Source organism: Solibacillus sp. FSL K6-1781 (genome assembly GCF_038630735.1).
Taxonomy (GTDB): domain Bacteria; phylum Bacillota; class Bacilli; order Bacillales_A; family Planococcaceae; genus Solibacillus; species Solibacillus silvestris.
The window spans coordinates 1,187,591-1,207,644 of record NZ_CP152038.1; the positions used below are offsets into that span (position 1 = coordinate 1,187,591).

Below are 20,054 nucleotides of genomic sequence, written 5' to 3' on the forward strand. Positions count from 1 at the left end.
TGGCGCTGATGAAAAAAATATTACTCGTACTAGGATTGCTGCTGATGATTACAGTTCCGTTAGGGATTTATTTCATCAATGATAAATCCGTTTCGGAAAGTGATGATGCAGATGAGGATTCTTCAACATCGAAGCAAATAGTTACAACATCCGTTGAACCGGTCTATGAGCAGAATATTGCCTATAATGCCCGGGTGCTAAGCAATCGATATGAAGTGATGCAAAACGGTAAATGGCAGGAAATGACCATAAAAGGGGTAAATATCGGGATGGCTAAGCCCGGTCTTTTCCCGGGTGAAGCAGGAATTACAAAAAAAGATTATACAAGATGGCTCAAATCAATTGGTGATATGCACGCGAATGCAATCCGTGTTTATACAATCCACCCGCCGGTATTTTATGAAGCGTTGCTGGAGTACAATGAGTCGCATGAACAGCCGATTTACTTGTTCCATGGGGTTTGGCTGGAAGAAGAGCCGGTAATTGAGCAATTGGATGTATATGGTGAACCGACAGAAAAGTTTCAAAAGGAAATAAAAGATATTATCGATATTTTACACGGCAATGCAGAAATTGAACATCAGCCGGGACATGCTTTTGGGAATTATACTGCCAATGTCGCTCCATATGTTATTGGCTGGATGATGGGCATCGAGTGGTATCCGGATGCAGTTAATTCAGTTAATGAGAAAAATAAAGGCAAGGCACAATATGACGGCAAGTACTTTTCGACAAAAGATGCTGCTCCATTTGAAATCTGGCTAGCAGAGCAGATGGAATATGCCGCCCAGTACGAAATGGACGAATACAAATGGATGCGGCCGTTCAGCTTTACGAACTGGGTAACGACCGATTTATTGGACCACCCGTACGAACCGAGTGAAGAGGAAGATATGGCGACCGTAAATCCGAATGTCATTTATGAGAAAAACGAGCTGCAGCATGTTGGTCAATTTGCAAACTACCATGTCTATCCGTATTATCCGGATTTTTTGAACTTTACGCCTGAGTATTTACAATATAAGGACCATCGCGGTGAACCGAATAGCTATGCAGCATATTTAAATGATTTGAAAAAAGCGCACCGTCTGCCGATATTAATCTCCGAATTCGGAATACCGGCTTCCCGTGGATTGACTCATAAAAATCCGTTTGGCTGGAATCAGGGCTTTGTGACCGAGCGTCAGCAAGGGGAATATTTAGTCAGTCTCTATGAAGATATTCTGCAAGAAGGCATGCTTGGCGGTTTAGTGTTCTCCTGGCAGGATGAATGGTTTAAGCGGACATGGAATACGATGGATCTCGATAATCCGGATCAACGGCCATTTTGGTCTAATGCACAAACAAATGAACAGCAGTTCGGACTGCTCAGTTTTGATACATTGAAAATAAAAGTGGATGGGGATATTTCGGACTGGTCAGGGAAAAAGCCGATGTATAAAACGAAACAGATGGCCATGTATATGGATTCCGACGAACGCTATTTGTATATACGGTTGGATGTGGAAAATACGGAATTCTCAAATGCCGATTTTCCGTTAATTTATTTCAATACAGTGAAAGGGCAGGGGAATTCAACATATAAGGAATACCCGTTATTGAACAAAGCTGATTTTGTACTGACGATTAAAGATGAGGAAAATAGCAGAATTGAAGTCGATGCCTACTATGATGTGTTCCAGAAACTGTACGGCGACCGATTGAAGCTCGTCCCGTTTGAAGGGATGACCGAAAAAAACAGTGGGCAATTTAACCCTATTGAGTATGCAATAAATAAACAGCTCACGATTCCGATTCTCGATAAAACCTATCCATTCGAAAAATACGAGACAGGGAAGCTGCGAAAAGGAAATGGTAACCCGGAAAGCCCGGATTATGATTCGCTTGCCGATTATGAAATCAACAAAGCAGATGGGATTGTCGAAATTCGTATTCCTTGGCTATTGCTGAATTTTACGGATCCGAGCCGTCTGGAAGTTTGGTCGGATTTATATGAAAATGAAGAAATGACAAAGGAAATAATAGAAGGAATTGAAGTCGGTGCATTGCTCGTCGAAAATAATACCGTGAAAAACCGTATACCGGACAAAAAATCCGACCTAAAAACCTATACTTGGGAAGGCTGGACAATACCCGAGTATAAGGAACGTTTAAAGCAATCGTATTATATTTTACAGGAAAAATTTTCAGAGATACATTGAGCTAAGGTGAAGATCCACTGTTTTTCGAGCGATTGAAGTGGATTACAGTGGGTTGAGGCATATGTATGAACAGGGGTGAAATAAAAATGAAAGAAACGGAGAATCAGTTTAGTAATAGCGTAAAGAATCTTCAAAATTTGAAGCATCTTTATGATTTGCAGTTAACTTATATCCGAAAAAAGGGGATTCATTTTACGTTTGTTTTCGTGAAATATTCAGATGAAATGTCTGTAAGCTATGAAGAATTCTATCAGTTGGTAAAAGAAAATTTACGTAAGTCGGATTTTGCCTTTTCGCATCAGTCAAAACAATACATCATTCTTGTTCTGTCGATCAGTAAAGCAATGGAATCCAAATCATTTCTAGGTCGGCTTCAAACTGCTATGTCACCTTTCAAAATGCCGCTTGTTGCCGTTATTGCAGAAATTGCGAATTCTTTGCATCCGCTTGAAGAAATACTGGAAGTTGGTGAGGAAGAGGTGATGAGCCTTGATTTTTCAGATACACAAATAGTGGTGATTCCGCAGTTTATGGAAAAAGAGCGAATCAAGATGAAAGTCAGCATCATCGAAAATGATCATATTACACAATCTATTTTTTCGAATCTGTTTCACAATCTGGAAACAGCTGAACAAGATTTGGAGGTCCGGGTGTTTAATGACGGACTTGAATTTATAGAATCCGACTGGTACCGAAGTGAGCATCATCATATTATCGTGCTGAATGATATTTTACCTAGAAAAAATGGCTTTGAGGTTTTGCATTATTTGCGCGGTTTGCCTAATGAACAAAAATATTTAATTTTATTTATTTCATCACGTAATTCCGAGGAAGCACAGCTTTATAGTTTTGAAAATGGAGCTGATGCTTACTTTGTCCGTCCCTTTAATTTGAAAATTTTTGAAATACGTATTAAAAATCATTTGAGAAGGTCGCGATAATATGATAGATCGTCAATTTTTAGTCGGGGCGGTTATTGCCGGCACTATCATGCTGATCGTTATTTTATGTATATTTATATATTTAGTCTATAAAGGGACGAAAAGAAATCGAATCAATGAAAAGATGAATGCGTATTTCGAACAATATAAAACGCAATGGTATAACTATCTTGTTTATAACAAACCGCTGGATCACCGGCCGGAAAATCAAATTACAATGAAGGCGGTTGATCATCTATTTGTTTCCTATTTGACAACGCTTAATAATGTTTCTATTCACACCAAAGTTTCCGAATACGCTGCATCGAATATGCAGAATTATTATATCGAGCAAATAAAAAGCCGTGATCGATCGGTCCGTTTGAATGTATTGCAGCGTACATTACTGCTGGAGCTGGAATTTTTAGTGCCCCTTATTGAGCGGCGTTTAAAAAGAAAACGAGATTATGAGATGGAAGAGTATTTATTAATGCTGCGGGTAGTCGCGAAATATAATCGGAATTTATTTTATGCCCATGTTTATAAGCCGAGATTACCATTGGATGACTATGAATATAAACTTTTATTATCGACAATTGATGAAGGCTATATCGACTATTTCACAAGCCATTTTGATTCCTTGCCAATCGGATTGAAACTTGCCCTCCTTGATTTTCTGAGTTTAAGCACAAATGTAAGTAATGATTTTCTTTCTTTCTATGAGCGTTTGTTAACATCGGAAGATCAGGAGTTAAGAATTCGGGTTCTAAAAGCGATTGCATCATTCGGGATGGTTTCTGATTTCCAACTGTATGAGCGCTTTGTCGATTCCGCCAGCTGGGAAGAGAGATTGATGATAGCGAAAATTTTGCGGTTTGTAAAAGAAGAGGTATCTTATCAAAATCTTCAGCGGTTAATGGCTGATTCAAATTGGCAAGTACGAAAACAGGCGGCATTATCTTTACTGAATATGCCAAATGGACGAGTAATTTTACAGCAAATAATCGACAGTGAAAACGATTTGTATGCAGCAGATATGGCAAGGGAAGTCATGAAGTTAGGATGATGATAAATGAATCTAGATAACATACTTTATTGGTTTAACGAAGTGTTCAGTTCATTAATTTTTATATACATGTTATTTGTTATATTGGTTTATTCATTAATGCTGGTCTTTGCTTTCTTACAGTTGAGAAAAGACAGGAATCTGGATAAGAATTTGGAAGGGAAAGTAAATTTAAATGCGGTTTACTCGAAGCCTGTTTCAATCATTGTCCCGGCTTATAATGAGGAAATCGGTATTATCAGTACGGTTCAATCATTATTGACACTTGAATACCCGCAATATGAAATCGTGATTGTAAACGATGGTTCAAAAGATTCGACATTGCAGACAGTGATTGATGTCTTTCAGATGGAGCCTGTTTTCCGGACTGTACAGAATCAGCTGCCGTCAGCGGAAATCAGGGGCATTTACCACTCGAAGCTCCATTACAATATTGTTTTAGTAGACAAGGAAAATGGAGGAAAGGCCGATGCGTTAAACGCAGGCATAAATGTATCAAGATTTCCTTATTTTTGCTCGATTGACGGTGATTCAATTTTATCCACTAAATCATTGCTGCAGGTGATGAAGCCGATTGTCTCTTCCAACGGGAAAGTCATTGCTGCAGGTGGAAGTGTGCGTATAGCAAACGGTTCTGAAATCGAGTACGGCAGTGTATTGAAATCGGTTGTCCCGAATAACCCGATTGTCGTCATGCAGATTATTGAATATTTACGTGCTTTTTATATGGGAAGAATTGCGCTGAGCCGTTTTAATTTATTATTAATTATTTCCGGTGCGTTTAGTGTCTTTTCGAAAGAATATACAATAAAAGTCGGTGGCTACAATAAGAATACGATTGGCGAAGATATGGAACTGGTCGTCCGGCTGCACAACTATTTACTAAAGAATAAAATAAAAAAATCGATTGAATTTATTCCAGATCCGGTATGCTGGACAGAGGCCCCGGATAATTTAAAGGATTTAAAAACACAGCGGAGACGGTGGCATCAGGGGCTGTTAAGCAGTCTTATGCTGAACCGTGGAATGCTGCTCAATCCGAAATACAAACAAATCGGTCTCATATCTGTTCCGTATTTTGTATTTATTGAATTAATCGGCCCAATTGTTGAACTATTGGGATATATATATGTCATTTTATCATTTGTAATCGGGAATATCTATTTGGAATCGGCTCTTACTTTATTTGTCCTGTTTTTAATTTACAGTACCGTCATTTCAATGTTTTCTATTTTGCTGGAAGCATGGAGTATGGGCACTTATCCACGTATCCGTGATTCGGTAAAACTATTATTGTATTCTTTATCGGAAGTGTTCTGGTTCCGTCCGCTAATGGTTGTTTTCCGTCTTCAAGGATTCTGGTACTTTATTCGGGGTAAAAACGATTGGGGAAGCCTAACGCGTTCTGGATTGCAAAAGAAAACAAATGATACTTTATAATATAGACTAAGTTGATAGGCGGAACTACTCCGTCTATTTTGTCTGTCTTCTTCTTTATTTTCAAAAGAACCGGAATTTGTCCGTACATAAATTTTTCAAAACAAATTCATAAAGACTCCCCATTAATAACCAAAAATTGGGGCAAATTCCATAGATAAATGAAGTATTGGAGACAGGAGAAAAAATTGGTTGTATAAAGATAACGGAAAAAGGTGATATATTAGTAAATAACATGGAAAACAGATTGAGAGGGTCGCGATAATAATGGAGATTGAAGAAATTTTAAAAGGGATCTTAATTATCTGTAGTGTAATGCTTTTTATTTTATTATGTATTTATTTTTATGCAATTTATCGTAAGAACAGAAAGAAACATTCTTTTAATAAAATTAATAACTATATCCAGCAAAATGAAAGGGACTGGTATAATTATTTAGTTTTAAACAAGCCTCTTCGGAATCATTCAACTACAAAGAATGAGCTGGCGGCAATTGATACTATTTTTGTTTCGTATGTTACAACGATGAATAAAGAAGAAATCCTGGAGAGAGCTTCAACATATGCAGCGTTAAATATGAAAAACTATTATGTGGAGCAATTGAATAGCCGTGATGAAACTGTCCGTCTACATGTTTTACAGCGCACATTGATTTTGGAGCTGGAATTTTTAGTGCCGTTAATCGAACGCCGGCTAAAAGATAATCGTATCGGCTCGATCGAAGAATATTTATTAATGTTACAAGTTGCAGCGAAATATAATAGAAATTTATTTTTGGCGCATATGTATAAGCCTAGATTGACTTTTTATGATAGCGAGTACCATCTGTTGCTATCGAATATTGAGAATAGTTATTGTGACTACTTTAAAGATCATTTTGAAGAATTGCCGATTCAGCTGAAATTAGCATTTCTGGAGTTTTCATGCCTGAACATGAACATGAATCCTTCATACCTTTCATTATTTGAACAGTTATTGACGTCCGAGTGTCCGGGAATCCGTCTTCGAGCATTAAGAGCCATTTCGTCGTATGGCAAAATTTCGCATGTGAAGCATTATGAAGCCTTTGTTCATTCAGCCCTTTGGGAGGAGCGTCTATTGCTTGCCGAAATTTTACGTTTTGTCAAAGAGGATGATTCATACACTTATCTGAAAATGTTAATGCTTGATTCAAATAGCCATGTTCGAAAACAGGCAGCTTTATCACTGATGGATTTACCGGATGGACAGGTAATACTGCAGCAGGTTTCCGACAGTGAAGAACATATCTCTCCGGCTACATCTGTGGAAGAAAGCCGGTAGTTTAACAAGTAGTTAAAAAAATAGGCTTTGTATAGCGTTTTATGCTATTATAAAACACGTTGATATTTTTCTTCATTTAGAGAATGAAGAGCATGCTACCGGTCGACTAAAAAGAGGCAATTCGCCGGAGTAAAATAGATAAGTGCTAACCTTGAAAGGATGATATAAATTATGAGTTACGAACGTACGAAAACCGTATCTCTACATACATTAGGGTGTAAAGTAAACCACTATGAAACAGAAGCAATCTGGCAGCTATTTAAAGAGCAGGGATATGAGCGTACAGAGTTCGATCATCAGGCGGACGTTTATGTTATTAATACATGTACAGTAACAAACACTGGCGATAAAAAATCACGCCAAGTTATTCGCCGTGCTATCCGTCAAAATCCGGATGCGGTTATATGTGTTACTGGCTGTTATGCACAAACTTCACCTGCTGAAATTATGGCAATTCCAGGGGTCGATATCGTTGTTGGTACTCAGGACCGCGAGAAAATGCTTGGATATATCGATCAATACCGTAACGAGCGCCAGCCGATCAATGCGGTACGTAATATTATGAAAAACCGTGTGTATGAGGAATTGGATGTACCGGCATTTACTGACCGTACTCGTGCCTCACTGAAAATCCAGGAAGGCTGCAATAACTTCTGTACGTTCTGTATCATTCCTTGGGCGCGCGGCTTAATGCGTTCACGTGATCCGGAAGAAGTTATTCGCCAGGCTCAGCAGCTTGTGGATGCGGGTTATTTGGAAATTGTCCTGACAGGTATTCACACAGGCGGATATGGACAAGACTTCAAAGACTATAACTTAGCGCAGCTGTTGCGTGACTTGGAAGCGCAAGTAAAAGGATTGAAACGTTTACGTATTTCTTCAATTGAAGCATCTCAATTAACAGATGAAGTAATTGATGTACTACAAAACTCTGAAATCGTTGTAAACCACTTACACATTCCGATTCAATCAGGTTCAGATACAGTTTTAAAACGTATGCGTCGTAAATATACGATGGAGTTTTTCGCAGAGCGTCTTGAAAAGCTGAAAATTGCTTTACCTGACTTAGCGGTTACTTCTGACGTAATCGTAGGTTTCCCGGGTGAAACGGAAGAAGAATTCATGGAAACATACAACTTTATCCGCGATCACAAATTCTCTGAGCTTCATGTATTCCCGTACTCTCAACGTACAGGGACACCGGCAGCAAGAATGGAAGATCAAGTTGATGAAGAAATCAAAAACGAACGCGTTCACCGTTTGATTGCACTGAATGACCAGCTTGCAAAAGAATATGCTTCTCGTTTTGAAGGAGAAGTACTGGAAGTCATTCCGGAAGAGCGCTTTAAAGATAGCGACAATGAAAACCTATATGTCGGCTATACAACGAACTACTTAAAAGTAATTTTTGAAGGCACAGAGGAAATGGTCGGCCAGCTTGTAAAAGTTAAAGTTACTAAAGCAGGCTACCCGTACAACGAAGGACAATTCGTTCGCGTATTGGAAGGCCAGGCAATTTAATAATATGCTTGATAAAAAAGAGGGATTGCACTGTGCAATTCCTCTTTTTGTCCGTTGTTCTCCTTTAATAACACTAATTCTTTTTAATAATAAAAAATAGGGTAGAGAAAATAGTGCGCGCAAGTTTTTATAATCGGGCAAAACGTTATGTATTTTTTTACAGCATATTAATTTACAAATAGTTAGTCCTAAACTAATGGAATTTTAAGTATATTATGTAGAGGACAAGCCAACACTATTATTTGGAACATTATGTTTATCCCGATTACAAGCAAAGAAGGTGAGCAATTTATATGAAGAAAATATGGATGGTTGCTGCAATTCTATTTATTTTATATGGTTGCACGGAGAAAAAAGAAGAACCAACAGTAGAAAGTGAATCGGCTATGGTAGAAGTCAATATCCCTACGGAAGTAGCCCAGCATTACGGCTCGCTTAATATCGAGTACAAAGCATCGGACGTTTATAAAACTATTCAGCCGAATGGTGCCGTTTCTTTAGAGATTAATAAGCAACAGTTAACTGAAATTGCGCAACAAACGGAACAATTCCTGAAGCAGTACAAAGAAACGAGTGAGCAAAGTACAGAAGATGGAATTACACATATCGATGCTAATGAAGACTTTTCAAATTGGAAAATTGTATTATCTGATGATGCACTTTTAGACGAAGAAGCATTTGATTTGGCACAAGAGCATTTAATTAAAAATATTTTAACGTACCAGTTAGTCCACCGTAATATTCCTGAGTTAAATATTCAGTATGTCACAGATAACGGTGAACCTTTGGACAGAAAAATTATTCGTACAAAATTTGCCTATTCAGACGAATAATTTAAGTTGTCTGATAGTTTGCGTCAATTAAAATACATGCTAAACTATAGATGTACGGACAACTAATGTTTAGTAAAAGGAGTAATGAGAAATGACTCAAAATTATGCAGTAATGATTGATCATACTTTATTAAAAGCTGAATCTACAAAAGATCAAGTAGAAAAAATTTGTGCAGAAGCAAAGCAATATGGATTTGCTTCAGTATGTGTAAATCCTACATGGGTGAAATTCAGTGCAGAGCAATTAGCTGGGTCAGACGTAAAAGTATGTACAGTTATCGGCTTCCCGCTAGGTGCTACAACATCTGCAGTAAAAGCATTTGAAACAAAAGATGCGATTGCAAACGGTGCTGGCGAAATCGATATGGTTATTAATATTGGTGCTCTAAAAGACGGAAATTACGATTTAGTTCGTGATGATATCAAAGCAGTAGTAGACGCTGCAAATGGTACTTTAGTAAAAGTAATTATAGAAACTTGCCTATTAACGGATGAAGAAAAAGTAAAAGCTTGCGAACTTTCTGTTGAAGCAGGTGCCGATTTCGTTAAAACTTCTACTGGTTTTTCAACAGGTGGAGCGACAGCTGAAGATATCGCATTAATGCGTAAAACAGTCGGTCCGGATCTTGGTGTGAAAGCATCCGGCGGTGTTCGTAGCCTGGAAGATATGCAACGTATGATTGAAAATGGTGCTACTCGAATTGGCGCTTCTTCTGGTGTTGCTATTATGAATGGTCTAAAATCAGATTCTAATTACTAATTCGATAGTTTTTGTTGACTCTTTTTTAATCATACGCTATACTACTTTAGTACACATTAACTAACAGTTAATGCATGTATGACGTGTGTTCGGAGGGAGGGAAAGAGAGATGTCAAAAACTGTCGTTCGCAAAAACGAATCGCTTGAAGATGCTCTTCGTCGCTTCAAACGTACTGTATCAAAATCAGGTACAATTCAGGAAGTTAGAAAGCGCGAGTTCTACGAAAAACCTAGCGTTAAACGTAAAAAGAAATCAGAAGCTGCACGTAAACGTAAGTGGTAATTTTCCCTGTAAAAACCCTACGTTCATAACACGCAATTTTCAGATTTAACTGAGCAGACAAATGATATACCCCGCAGTTATTTATATAACTGCGGGGTATTTGCATTTGTTTTTATTCTTCAAATCAACCATAATAGAGAAGAGAAAGAAAGCGTTTTCGAGAAACTTTTAATAATTAGCGATCAGTACCGTATAATTGGTATATGTTAGCAAATAATATAGGAGGAAGTTTTTTTTAGGTATTTTAAAAAAATTGAAACTTTTCTTCATCTCATCCGTAGAATTAACTGTACATAACTTAGCTAAAGGGGTGATAAAATTGAGACGAACGAAAGGGATTAGTTGGATTTTTCTGATGGTCATGTCATTCGTATTAATGTTTCCTTCTTTAACAGCATTTGCAGATGGTAAAGTGTATGAAATATCCATCAATAATGAAATTGAAAAAGGTTTGGTGGAGCATTTAAAGCGTGGATTCGATGAAGCAAAAAGTAATAACGCAGAAGCAATTATTCTGAATATGCATACACCCGGCGGATTTGTTGCTGCGGCTTCGGAAATCGGCAGGCTGATGGATGCAATCGATATACCGATTATTGCATTCGTCAATTCGGATGCGCTGTCTGCTGGTGCGTATATTGCTTTACATGCTGATAAAATTTATATGACACCAAACGCAACAATGGGTGCTGCGGCGGTCATCGATTCTTCCGGTAACACAGCAGGAGAAAAGGCGGAAAGTGACTGGCTTGCCAAAATGACTTCGGCTGCCGAAAACTCCGGCAGGGATCCTATATATGCGCAGGCAATGGTCAGAAACGACTACGATTTGCCTGAACTAAGAGCCCCTAAAGGAAAGCTCCTCACTTTAACTGCAGAAGATGCGGAAAAAGTTAAGTACTCAGAAGGCACTGTTGCTTCGATAACGGAACTGCTTGAAATCACCAACCTTGATGGCAGCGAAGTAGTAAAAGTTGAGCTAACATTTGCTGAAAAACTGGCACGCTTTATTACAAATCCGATTATCGTTCCTATTTTACTGTCGATTGCAAGTATCGGATTAGTTGTTGAGCTGTATTCACCAGGCTTTGGTGTTGCAGGGACAATGGGGCTTGCTTCATTAGGTATGTTCTTCTTTGGACATACGATTGCAGGTTTTGCCGGATATGAAACAGTCATCATTTTTGTAATCGGACTTATTTTACTCATTGCCGAGCTATTTGTACCAGGTGGTATAGTTGGTATTATCGGTGGCGCATTAATGATAGGAAGTTTGCTTTTTGCAGGGGAAAGCTTTGTTCATATGGCTTATTCGATTTTAATCGCAATGATAATTGCAGGTATAGGAATGGTGATACTTATGAAATTCTTCGGGAAAAAGTTGCATATGTTCAACCGTCTCGTGCTGAGAGATGCAACGACGACGGAAGAAGGTTATGTTTCAAACAAAAACCGAATTGAATTAATAGGCAAAACAGGGCAGGCTATTACGCCGTTGCGACCATCAGGAACCGTTGTTGTTGACCAGGAACGTCTTGATGTTGTAACACAAGGTGGTTATATTGATGCTGGTAAAACAGTTGAAGTAGTGAAAGTAGAAGGCTCTCGTATTGTCGTAAGAGAATTTATTGGAAGAGGTGGAGAATAAGTATGAATATGTTGGCAGATGCAGGAACAATAACATTAATTGTCGGATTAGTCATTGCATTTATTATCCTGGCAGTATTTTTCACATTTGTTCCGGTTGCACTATGGATTAGTGCACTAGCAGCAGGTGTAAGAGTAAGTATTTTCACATTAGTCGGAATGCGTTTACGTCGAGTAATTCCGTCGCGTATTGTGAATCCTTTAATTAAGGCTCATAAAGCCGGTTTAGAAGTATCGATTAACCAATTGGAATCACACTATTTAGCAGGTGGTAACGTAGACCGTGTTGTCAATGCATTGATCGCGGCACACCGAGCGAATATTGAGTTAACATTTGAACGTGCAGCAGCAATCGACTTAGCTGGCCGTGACGTTTTAGAAGCGGTACAAATGTCGGTTAACCCGAAAGTAATTGAAACACCATTTATTGCCGGTGTTGCGATGAACGGGATTGAAGTAAAAGCAAAAGCGCGTATTACAGTACGTGCAAACCTGGACCGCTTAGTCGGTGGTGCTGGTGAAGAAACAATCGTTGCCCGTGTTGGTGAAGGTATCGTATCGACACTAGGTTCTAGTGCATCACATTCAAAAGTACTGGAAAACCCGGATTTAATTTCTCAAACAGTTTTATCTAAAGGTTTAGACTCTGGTACGGCATTTGAAATTCTATCGATCGATATTGCGGACGTTGATATCGGTAAAAACATCGGTGCCGAGCTTCAAATCGAGCAAGCACAGGCAGATAAAAACATCGCTCAGGCAAAAGCCGAAGAGCGTCGTGCAATGGCCGTAGCAAGCGAGCAAGAGATGATTGCAAAAGTTCAGGAAATGAAAGCAAAAGTAGTAGAAGCAGAGGCAGAAGTTCCAATGGCTCTTGCAGAAGCGCTACGTTCTGGCAACTTCGGTATTATGGATTACATGAACTACAAAAATATTCAGGCGGACACATCAATGCGTGATTCGATCTCAAAAGTATCGAATGACGACAACAAAGATCCGAAAAACAAATAATCGAGGAAAGGAGTGAGCACTAAATGGAAGGAATTATCATTATGGTGATTGTCTTTATTGTCAGTTCTTTATTGGGTAAAGGTAAAGAACAACAGCAAAAAAAAGAATCAAAACAGATGCCGCCATTTAGCAGTCAACCTGCTCCTCGAAAACAGGAAGTTCAACGTCGAACAGAGCAAAAACGTCCAAAATCATTGGAGGATTTTGCGAATGAAGTATTCGGACAGCTGAATGAAAAAGCAAAACCAGTAAGTCAAAGAATAGAACGAGAGCTCCCTAAACAAGTAGAAAAACCTGTTGAAGCTGCTCGCTCAATCGTGGAACCAGTAACTGACAAGATCCATAATCCTCGTTCATTAAAGGAGCATCCAATTGTTGCAATGGCCAAAAAAGAAGCAGAAGCCTTCCAAGTTGTGCCATCGAGCAAACGTGATTTAATGCAGGCCATTATTATGACAGAAGTTCTGGGCCCACCTAAAGCAAGAAAAAAATAATACGAGACTACCTATTTCAACGTAATGTGGGAATAGGTAGTTTTTTTACATAGTATATAATGAAATGGTGATATTTAATGGCATAACAGAGTTGATTGGAATGGAGGGCGGCAGACTCCTGAGGGAACTGCAAAATTTATTTTGCGGCGAAAGCGAAGCGACAGGTGCACCGACGCCTGAGACTACAGGCACAGGCCGTGTTCGTGGAAAGCGTCCGCCCATAATGGAAATCAACGGACTTTATGTAAACCAGTAACTAAATTTATGCGGAAACGGGTATATCTATTATGAGAGGGGGATACAGACATGAAAAAAAGATGGATGTTATTGTTAATTCTTATTTTAGTATTGGCCGCATGCGGTAAGGAAGAGGAAGAAACACTTTTGGAGACGGATGGAACGTCTACTGTATATGAGAGTGAGGAGTCATTGACACATAGTATGGAAGGTGTCACTTTAAAGCTCGACTATACGGTCAATAAGGTTTCCGCTGAGCCGGGAGAATTAATTCTTGAAATTAAAGGAACTATAGAAAATGAGTACAGTCAAATTGTCTACTATACGCCGGATTTTACAATTCAAACATTAGAGCAGGATGAAATAGAGCAGCTGTCGTCTTCTGTTGAGAACGAGCAAATTATGGTGAATCCTCAAATGGAAACAACTTTTAACGTGACTTATTTGATTCCTCAGCACATATACGATGAAAATAAATCACTGAATATGCGGGTTCCAGCTGCATTTAAGGAGCCGGAAAGCGAAAGTTCCGGTGACGCGTTAGGTGACTTTGCAAACTGGGAAATTCCGATCAAGTGACCAATAAGGCATTAACGGGTAGTTTTACAACCCGTTAATGCGGGATAAAGTGAAACTTCAATCAGTGGGGTCTTTCATCAACCCCAAACTGATTAGAAGGAACACAAGTTAAAACCGTCACATCCTGTGACAACACTTGTGTGACCAACATCGTGTTGGCCCGAACCAATCGGGCTTTTACGGGTAGTTTTACTACCTGTTAATGCGGGATAAAATTATCTATACATGCCTTCTTTTTTCCAAGCATATAGTGACGTAAAAAGGAGGCTTTTATTGAAAAATTTATTTCCTAAAAACAATAAATTGCAAATCACCTCTTTTATGGATATCCGCTATGATGGTTCCTATACGATAGGTGATGTAACCCCGACTGAATATAACTGTACAACTAAAGATTTTACGATGTATGTTCATGCAGGGGAAGTGGAAGTCCAGCATTTATTCGAAGAAGGTTTTTTAATTCAATGTAAAAATCTGCAGAAGCTTACGATTGAGCGGAATGCAAAATGAGTAAATCCTATAAAAAGCTTATAACAATTAAACTAAAGCAATCTAAAGAAGCTAGTGCTTTTATTATGCTGATGAAAGAGCATAAAATCCGGATTTTCAACTTGAATTTTAAACAGAGCGAAATAACTTTCCAAGTAGCGCATAGTAACTTGTCCTTACTGCGCAGACTAAGAAAAAAAGCGAAAGTTAAAATTACCGTCCGTTACAGCGAGCCGGAGAGAATTCTGCAAAAAGATATGGTTACGGCGATTGGCATCATCATGTTAATCGTCCTGCCGATCATACTGTCACGGTTTGTATGGCAAGTTGAAGTTGATGCCGCCACAATCGAGCTGGAAGATGAAGTGGCACACTATCTGCAAAAGGAAATGGGTGTGGAGTTTCCTGTACCGAAAAAAACGTTTTTATCCGATAATGAAATCAGACAGACGATGATGAAGGAGTTTCGGGAGTTTTCATGGGTACATATTATGAAAAATGGAAGTAAGATTACGATTAATCCGCAATTGGCGCCAAAGATTAAGCCGGTACCAAAAGTAAATAAGAACCAGCATTTAGTGGCGAACAACAGTGGTGTCGTAACTCATTTCCAAATTGAGCGCGGAGTTCGTCAAGTTGAACAAAATATGACGGTATACAAGGGAGATATTCTCGTTTCAGGTGTTTTGCAGCATGGGGATAAAGAAATCATTGTTGGTGCAGAAGGCGAAGTGTTTGTTGATTACTGGCTTGAAACATCATTTTCTGTTCCTAAAACAATCGAAATTGAAGTATTGGATGATCATGGCTGGAAGTATGACGTGAACTGGGAGAAAATCGGGACAGCAATAGAACAGATGTCTATTGAACCGTTAAAGACTTTTGTAACGTATAAGCCTTATCGAATGTTTCATAAAAAGAAGGAAAAGATAAGTGAAAAGGATGTAGAAACGACTATCTTGCCATTATTGCACGAAAAGATGATTTCTTCATTACCGCTTGAAACCGCCATAAAAGCAGAAAAACTTTTGCACGTCCACAGTGATGATGATACAGTTAAAGGGAAAGTCTTGTATTTAATTAATGAAAATATCGCACAACCACATCCAATTCACCAAGGAGAATGAGTATGTCAGAAAAATATGTTGAGCTTCAAATCGACAATCCAAATGAAGCTGTAATGCTTTTAGGAATGTCAGATGCAAATATAACATTGATTGAAGAAACTTATAGCGTACAAATTATTACGCGTGGGGAAGTCATACAAATTGCAGGCGATGATTTAGAAAAGAAAAATCAAGCATATGCCGTTTTAGAAGCGTTATTGAAAGTTATACGAAAAAATATTAATATCGATCAGCGTGATGTGTCAACAGCTATTGAAATGGCCAGCAAAGGCACAATTGAATATTATGCGGAGTTATATGATGAAGAAATTGCGCGTAATACAAAAGGTAAGCCAATCCGTGCAAAAACGATTGGTCAACGTGAATATATCCGGGCAATCCGTCATAAAGACCTGATTTTCGGAATTGGACCTGCCGGAACCGGTAAAACGTATTTAGCGGTTGTGATGGCTACACAGGCATTAAAAAATGGTCATGTAAAACGGATTATTTTAACCCGTCCTGCCGTTGAAGCAGGAGAGTCATTAGGGTTTTTACCGGGGGACTTGAAGGAAAAGGTCGATCCGTATTTACGTCCGCTCTATGATGCACTTCATGACATTTATGGACAGGAGCAGACGCAGCGTCTAATAGAGCGCGGGACGATTGAAATCGCACCTTTAGCGTATATGCGTGGCCGTACATTGGATGATGCATTCGTCATTTTAGACGAAGCTCAAAATACAACGCATCAGCAAATGAAGATGTTTTTAACGCGTTTAGGTTTTGGCTCAAAAATGGTCATTACAGGCGATAAAACACAAATTGATTTACCTAAAAACACGGAGTCCGGTCTGATTATTGCAGAGCGTACATTACGCTATGTAAAAGACATCCACTTCCAAATACTTGAGCAAGGTGACGTAGTCCGTCACCCATTAGTAGCGAGAGTCATTCAGGCTTACACAGAGCAGGAATTATAAAAAATGGAACTTTCAACTTTTATTTAAAGGTTGAAAGTTTTTTATTGGGAAAAATAGCATGAAACTTATTGGAAAAAACTCCGTATATAAACTAAGAGGAGGAATTATTCCACCCATTAGTAGGTGGAAAGACATTTATTTGAAAAACATACGTACTTTTCGTAACACCCAACATATAAATTTGATAAAATGAACATAGAAACAAAGGGAGGTGCATGATCATAAAAAGATTTAACAAGCTCATCCAATTAATCAGCTTTCGCGCACTGTTATTCATCGTCCTTGCGGCTACTGCACTCCTGCAGTTTTTCCTGATGATTGATAATGTTCGGGGCGTTACATATGATATCCAACTAACTGAATTATCACCGGAAACCATTCGTTCATCTAAAACAGTGGAAGATACGGTAAAGACAGAAATAGAAAGGGAAAATGCGGAGAAAGCCGTAGACCCTGTATACATATATAAAGATGAAGTGCCAAGTCAGCGTGCAACTTTTGTGACAACCATTTTTGATATTGCATTGGAAGTGAAGAAGGATATTGAAGAGGCGGAGGAAGAAATACCAGAAGCCGAACAAATAAAAATGCTGCGTTCCGGATTAAAAGATATATTTGATAACCATCAAAATCTGATTTTATCGGATGCACAGTTGCTGAATGTATTAAGTGCACCACAAGCAAATCTTGAGTCTGCACGTGATGCATTGGCGACATTGGTTGAAGTGAACTTAAATTATCCCCTTCGTAAGGATAGCTTGCTGCCGTACCGTAATGAACTGGAAAGCAAGATCCGTCAGCAGCCTTCGATATCTGAAGGCTTAATGAGTGTGGCGATCGTTATTGGTCGTGCAGCTATTGTGGAAACAGAAGTACTGGATGAAGAAAAAACGGCCATTGCCAAACAGCAGGCAAAGGAAGCAGTTGAGCCAACACGTATTTTGCAAGGACAGATTATTGTCCAGGAAGGCGAAGTAATTACACGCGAAATTTATCGTCAGCTTGAACTATTAGGGATGCTGGACAGTGAAGAATCGATTAAACCGATTGCCGGATTAATCATTTTGATTTTACTACAAATGTCTTTCCTGTTTGTTCTGTTTGATCGCACGGAAAAAGACATTGCTTCAAAGCGCAATGAACTGCTCGTGACGATTATTGTATATGTGATTGCGTTAATCATGATGAAACTGATCGCACTGATTTCAACGAATTTTGATCTGATGATTGCCTTTATATTCCCATCGGCATTAGTGACAATGCTAGTCCGCGTGTTAGCCAATGACCGTATCGCAAGTATTGTGACAATCATTACTGCTGCGTCTGCAGGCATCATCTTCCATGAAGGATTATCGGGTATTTTGCAGATGGATACAGCGCTTTACATTTTATTTGGCGGATTTGCATCGATTATTTTTATGCGCAGCCTTGAAAAACGGACAGACATTTTGCAGGCGGTAGGTATCGTAACGCTTGTTAACATCGTATTTATCGCATTTTATATACTGATGGGACAGTCAGGATACGGAATGAAGGAAGTTGCGTTTTATGTTGCTGCAGCGATAATTTCAGGATTGTTATCCGGTGCTTTAATGATGGGTCTCCTTCCGTATTTCGAATCGGCTTTCGGTCTTTTATCGGTCGTGCGTCTGATCGAATTATCGAATCCGAATCACCCGTTGTTAAAGAAAATTTTGACGGAAACACCCGGTACGTATCACCATAGTATAATGGTTGCCAATCTGGCTGAAGCAGCATGTGAAGCAATTGGGGCTGATGGCTTGCTAGCAAGAGTCGGTTGCTATTATCATGATGTAGGGAAAACGCGAAGACCTTTATTTTTCATTGAAAACCAAATGGGGACAAATCCTCATGATACGATGGCACCCGAAAGTAGTGCAGAAATTATTATTGCACATACTACAGATGGGGCAGAGCTGCTGCGCAAGCATAAAATGCCTCAGGAAATCATCGATATTTGTCTACAGCATCATGGGACAAGCACATTGAAATTCTTTTTGTTTAAGGCTAAGGAAGAAGGGAAAGAATTGGACGAAAGTGTATTCCGATATCCGGGTCCAAAGCCACAGACGAAAGAGGCCGCAATCATTAGTATTGCGGACAGTGTTGAAGCAGCAGTACGTTCAATGCAGCACCCAAATGCAGAGAAAATACAGAAGCTTGTGCAAACGATTATTCAGGATCGTGTACAGGATGACCAGTTTGATGAATGCGATATTTCATTAAAAGAACTGAAAAAGATAGAAGACGTATTATGTGAAACATTAAATGGAACGTTCCACTCGCGTATTGAATATCCAAAGGAATAGTAGGAGGGAACTACATGTTATTAATTGATTTTTTAGATGAAACAAATGAAGTACAAGAATCCCACTTGGAGTTAGTGGAAAAACTCCTTCAGCATGCAGCGGAACAGGAAGGAATCGAGGATGGCTCGGAAGTGTCGGTGACATTTGTGACGAATGAAGCAATCCATGAAATTAACCGTGAATACCGCGATAAAGACCAGCCTACTGATGTCATTTCTTTTGCATTGGAGGAAATGGGTGAAGGGGAACTGCAAATTATCGGTGAAGGGATTCCACGTATTTTAGGTGATATTATCATCTCGACAGACCGTACTCGTGAACAGGCAGCTGAATATGGCCATACGTTTGAACGTGAGCTTGGCTTCTTGGCTGTCCATGGCTTTTTGCACCTGCTAGGCTATGATCATATGACACCGGAAGATGAAAAAGTTATGTTCGGGAAGCAAGATACGATTTTACAGTCATACGGCCTAGGTCGTGATACGAATGAACGTCCGTAAATTTTTTCGTTCTTTTCGTTATGCAATGGAAGGACTAGTTACGGCTGTACAGGAACAAAACTTCAGATTTCACTTAGTGAGTGCAGTAATTGTCCTGATGGCTGGTTTACTGACGGGGCTATCGATCGTTGAATGGTGTATCATCACTTTAGTCATAGCTTTTGTCATCGGAACTGAGTTGATTAATACGGCAATCGAGCGTGTAGTGGACTTGGCATCACCGGAAATTCATCCGCTCGCCAAGCAGGCAAAGGATGTTGCGGCAGGTGCTGTACTTGTTTTTGCGCTCGCAAGTGTTATAATCGGACTACTCATATTTTTACCAAAATGGTTTTAAAAATAATGTTTTGGGGGA

Annotated in this window: 20 protein-coding genes; all 20 read left to right on the forward strand. The window is 39.1% G+C overall.

Features of this window, described 5'->3' with window-relative positions; genetic code table 11:
* Positions 1-8: 8 nt before the first annotated feature.
* The 20 genes from MHH37_RS05650 (at position 9) to MHH37_RS05745 (ending at position 20,036) form a co-directional block, all read left to right on the forward strand.
* Positions 9-2,201, forward strand: coding sequence for a hypothetical protein (locus MHH37_RS05650; protein ID WP_342575360.1), 2,193 nt, complete (start codon positions 9-11; stop codon positions 2,199-2,201).
* 86 nt (positions 2,202-2,287) lie between these two features.
* Positions 2,288-3,142, forward strand: a complete 855-nt coding sequence (locus tag MHH37_RS05655; protein ID WP_342575361.1) for a response regulator — start codon at positions 2,288-2,290, stop codon at positions 3,140-3,142.
* Position 3,143: 1 nt separating this feature from the next.
* Complete coding sequence (locus tag MHH37_RS05660) at positions 3,144-4,187, forward strand: HEAT repeat domain-containing protein (protein ID WP_342575362.1); 1,044 nt, start codon at positions 3,144-3,146, stop codon at positions 4,185-4,187.
* Between the two features lie 6 nt (positions 4,188-4,193).
* On the forward strand, positions 4,194-5,627 hold the full coding sequence (locus MHH37_RS05665; RefSeq protein WP_342575363.1) for a glycosyltransferase: 1,434 nt from the start codon (positions 4,194-4,196) through the stop codon (positions 5,625-5,627).
* 264 nt (positions 5,628-5,891) lie between these two features.
* Entirely contained in the window at positions 5,892-6,926 is a 1,035-nt protein-coding gene (locus MHH37_RS05670) for a HEAT repeat domain-containing protein (RefSeq protein WP_342575364.1), read from the forward strand.
* Between the two features lie 171 nt (positions 6,927-7,097).
* Positions 7,098-8,447: a tRNA (N(6)-L-threonylcarbamoyladenosine(37)-C(2))-methylthiotransferase MtaB gene (gene mtaB, locus MHH37_RS05675; protein ID WP_008403144.1), complete on the forward strand. Its 1,350-nt coding sequence runs from the start codon at positions 7,098-7,100 to the stop codon at positions 8,445-8,447.
* Positions 8,448-8,740: 293 nt separating this feature from the next.
* The gene (locus MHH37_RS05680; protein WP_342575365.1) at positions 8,741-9,280 is read left to right on the forward strand and encodes an adenylate cyclase; all 540 of its coding nucleotides are present in this window, start codon (positions 8,741-8,743) and stop codon (positions 9,278-9,280) included.
* A gap of 91 nt (positions 9,281-9,371) precedes the next feature.
* Positions 9,372-10,040, forward strand: a complete 669-nt coding sequence (gene deoC, locus MHH37_RS05685) for a deoxyribose-phosphate aldolase (RefSeq protein ID WP_008403142.1) — start codon at positions 9,372-9,374, stop codon at positions 10,038-10,040.
* 109 nt (positions 10,041-10,149) lie between these two features.
* Positions 10,150-10,323: a 30S ribosomal protein S21 gene (gene rpsU / locus MHH37_RS05690; protein WP_004227078.1), complete on the forward strand. Its 174-nt coding sequence runs from the start codon at positions 10,150-10,152 to the stop codon at positions 10,321-10,323.
* 319 nt (positions 10,324-10,642) lie between these two features.
* Entirely contained in the window at positions 10,643-11,971 is a 1,329-nt protein-coding gene (locus tag MHH37_RS05695; protein WP_065217032.1) for a nodulation protein NfeD, read from the forward strand.
* Positions 11,972-11,973: 2 nt separating this feature from the next.
* On the forward strand, positions 11,974-12,981 hold the full coding sequence (gene floA / locus MHH37_RS05700) for a flotillin-like protein FloA (protein WP_008403140.1): 1,008 nt from the start codon (positions 11,974-11,976) through the stop codon (positions 12,979-12,981).
* A 23-nt stretch (positions 12,982-13,004) separates the two neighbouring features.
* Entirely contained in the window at positions 13,005-13,475 is a 471-nt protein-coding gene (locus MHH37_RS05705) for a hypothetical protein (RefSeq protein ID WP_342575366.1), read from the forward strand.
* A gap of 91 nt (positions 13,476-13,566) precedes the next feature.
* A complete protein-coding gene (locus tag MHH37_RS05710) occupies positions 13,567-13,731 on the forward strand; it encodes a hypothetical protein (RefSeq protein ID WP_342575367.1) in 165 nt (54 codons plus the stop codon).
* A 50-nt stretch (positions 13,732-13,781) separates the two neighbouring features.
* The gene (locus MHH37_RS05715; RefSeq protein ID WP_008403138.1) at positions 13,782-14,291 is read left to right on the forward strand and encodes a hypothetical protein; all 510 of its coding nucleotides are present in this window, start codon (positions 13,782-13,784) and stop codon (positions 14,289-14,291) included.
* Between the two features lie 273 nt (positions 14,292-14,564).
* Positions 14,565-14,801, forward strand: coding sequence for a hypothetical protein (locus MHH37_RS05720; protein WP_008403137.1), 237 nt, complete (start codon positions 14,565-14,567; stop codon positions 14,799-14,801).
* Complete coding sequence (locus MHH37_RS05725; protein WP_342575368.1) at positions 14,798-15,907, forward strand: sporulation protein YqfD; 1,110 nt, start codon at positions 14,798-14,800, stop codon at positions 15,905-15,907. Before MHH37_RS05720 ends, MHH37_RS05725 begins: the two co-directional genes overlap by 4 nt.
* 2 nt (positions 15,908-15,909) lie before the next feature.
* On the forward strand, positions 15,910-16,869 hold the full coding sequence (locus tag MHH37_RS05730; protein ID WP_008403135.1) for a PhoH family protein: 960 nt from the start codon (positions 15,910-15,912) through the stop codon (positions 16,867-16,869).
* Between the two features lie 215 nt (positions 16,870-17,084).
* Positions 17,085-19,199 (forward strand): HDIG domain-containing metalloprotein, encoded by a 2,115-nt coding sequence (locus MHH37_RS05735; RefSeq protein WP_342575369.1) that lies wholly within the window; start codon positions 17,085-17,087, stop codon positions 19,197-19,199.
* Between the two features lie 14 nt (positions 19,200-19,213).
* Positions 19,214-19,699 (forward strand): rRNA maturation RNase YbeY, encoded by a 486-nt coding sequence (gene ybeY / locus MHH37_RS05740; protein ID WP_087615323.1) that lies wholly within the window; start codon positions 19,214-19,216, stop codon positions 19,697-19,699.
* Positions 19,686-20,036 (forward strand): diacylglycerol kinase family protein, encoded by a 351-nt coding sequence (locus MHH37_RS05745; RefSeq protein ID WP_008403131.1) that lies wholly within the window; start codon positions 19,686-19,688, stop codon positions 20,034-20,036. The genes ybeY and MHH37_RS05745 overlap by 14 nt, the downstream gene beginning before the upstream one ends.
* The last annotated feature ends 18 nt before the right edge of the window (positions 20,037-20,054 follow it).

What these genes read in the sequence shown, in the direction of transcription:
- MHH37_RS05665 (WP_342575363.1), top strand. Translation starts at nt 4,194, where the DNA reads ATGAATCTAGATAACATACTTTATTGGTTTAACGAAGTGTTCAGTTCA.
- MHH37_RS05655 (WP_342575361.1), top strand. Translation starts at nt 2,288, where the DNA reads ATGAAAGAAACGGAGAATCAGTTTAGTAATAGCGTAAAGAATCTTCAA.
- mtaB (WP_008403144.1), top strand. Translation starts at nt 7,098, where the DNA reads ATGAGTTACGAACGTACGAAAACCGTATCTCTACATACATTAGGGTGT.
- MHH37_RS05730 (WP_008403135.1), top strand. Translation starts at nt 15,910, where the DNA reads ATGTCAGAAAAATATGTTGAGCTTCAAATCGACAATCCAAATGAAGCT.
- MHH37_RS05650 (WP_342575360.1), top strand. Translation starts at nt 9, where the DNA reads ATGAAAAAAATATTACTCGTACTAGGATTGCTGCTGATGATTACAGTT.
- MHH37_RS05660 (WP_342575362.1), top strand. Translation starts at nt 3,144, where the DNA reads ATGATAGATCGTCAATTTTTAGTCGGGGCGGTTATTGCCGGCACTATC.
- MHH37_RS05735 (WP_342575369.1), top strand. Translation starts at nt 17,085, where the DNA reads ATGATCATAAAAAGATTTAACAAGCTCATCCAATTAATCAGCTTTCGC.
- MHH37_RS05705 (WP_342575366.1), top strand. Translation starts at nt 13,005, where the DNA reads ATGGAAGGAATTATCATTATGGTGATTGTCTTTATTGTCAGTTCTTTA.
- MHH37_RS05680 (WP_342575365.1), top strand. Translation starts at nt 8,741, where the DNA reads ATGAAGAAAATATGGATGGTTGCTGCAATTCTATTTATTTTATATGGT.
- MHH37_RS05670 (WP_342575364.1), top strand. Translation starts at nt 5,892, where the DNA reads ATGGAGATTGAAGAAATTTTAAAAGGGATCTTAATTATCTGTAGTGTA.
- floA (WP_008403140.1), top strand. Translation starts at nt 11,974, where the DNA reads ATGAATATGTTGGCAGATGCAGGAACAATAACATTAATTGTCGGATTA.
- rpsU (WP_004227078.1), top strand. Translation starts at nt 10,150, where the DNA reads ATGTCAAAAACTGTCGTTCGCAAAAACGAATCGCTTGAAGATGCTCTT.
- MHH37_RS05725 (WP_342575368.1), top strand. Translation starts at nt 14,798, where the DNA reads ATGAGTAAATCCTATAAAAAGCTTATAACAATTAAACTAAAGCAATCT.
- ybeY (WP_087615323.1), top strand. Translation starts at nt 19,214, where the DNA reads ATGTTATTAATTGATTTTTTAGATGAAACAAATGAAGTACAAGAATCC.
- deoC (WP_008403142.1), top strand. Translation starts at nt 9,372, where the DNA reads ATGACTCAAAATTATGCAGTAATGATTGATCATACTTTATTAAAAGCT.
- MHH37_RS05715 (WP_008403138.1), top strand. Translation starts at nt 13,782, where the DNA reads ATGAAAAAAAGATGGATGTTATTGTTAATTCTTATTTTAGTATTGGCC.
- MHH37_RS05745 (WP_008403131.1), top strand. Translation starts at nt 19,686, where the DNA reads ATGAACGTCCGTAAATTTTTTCGTTCTTTTCGTTATGCAATGGAAGGA.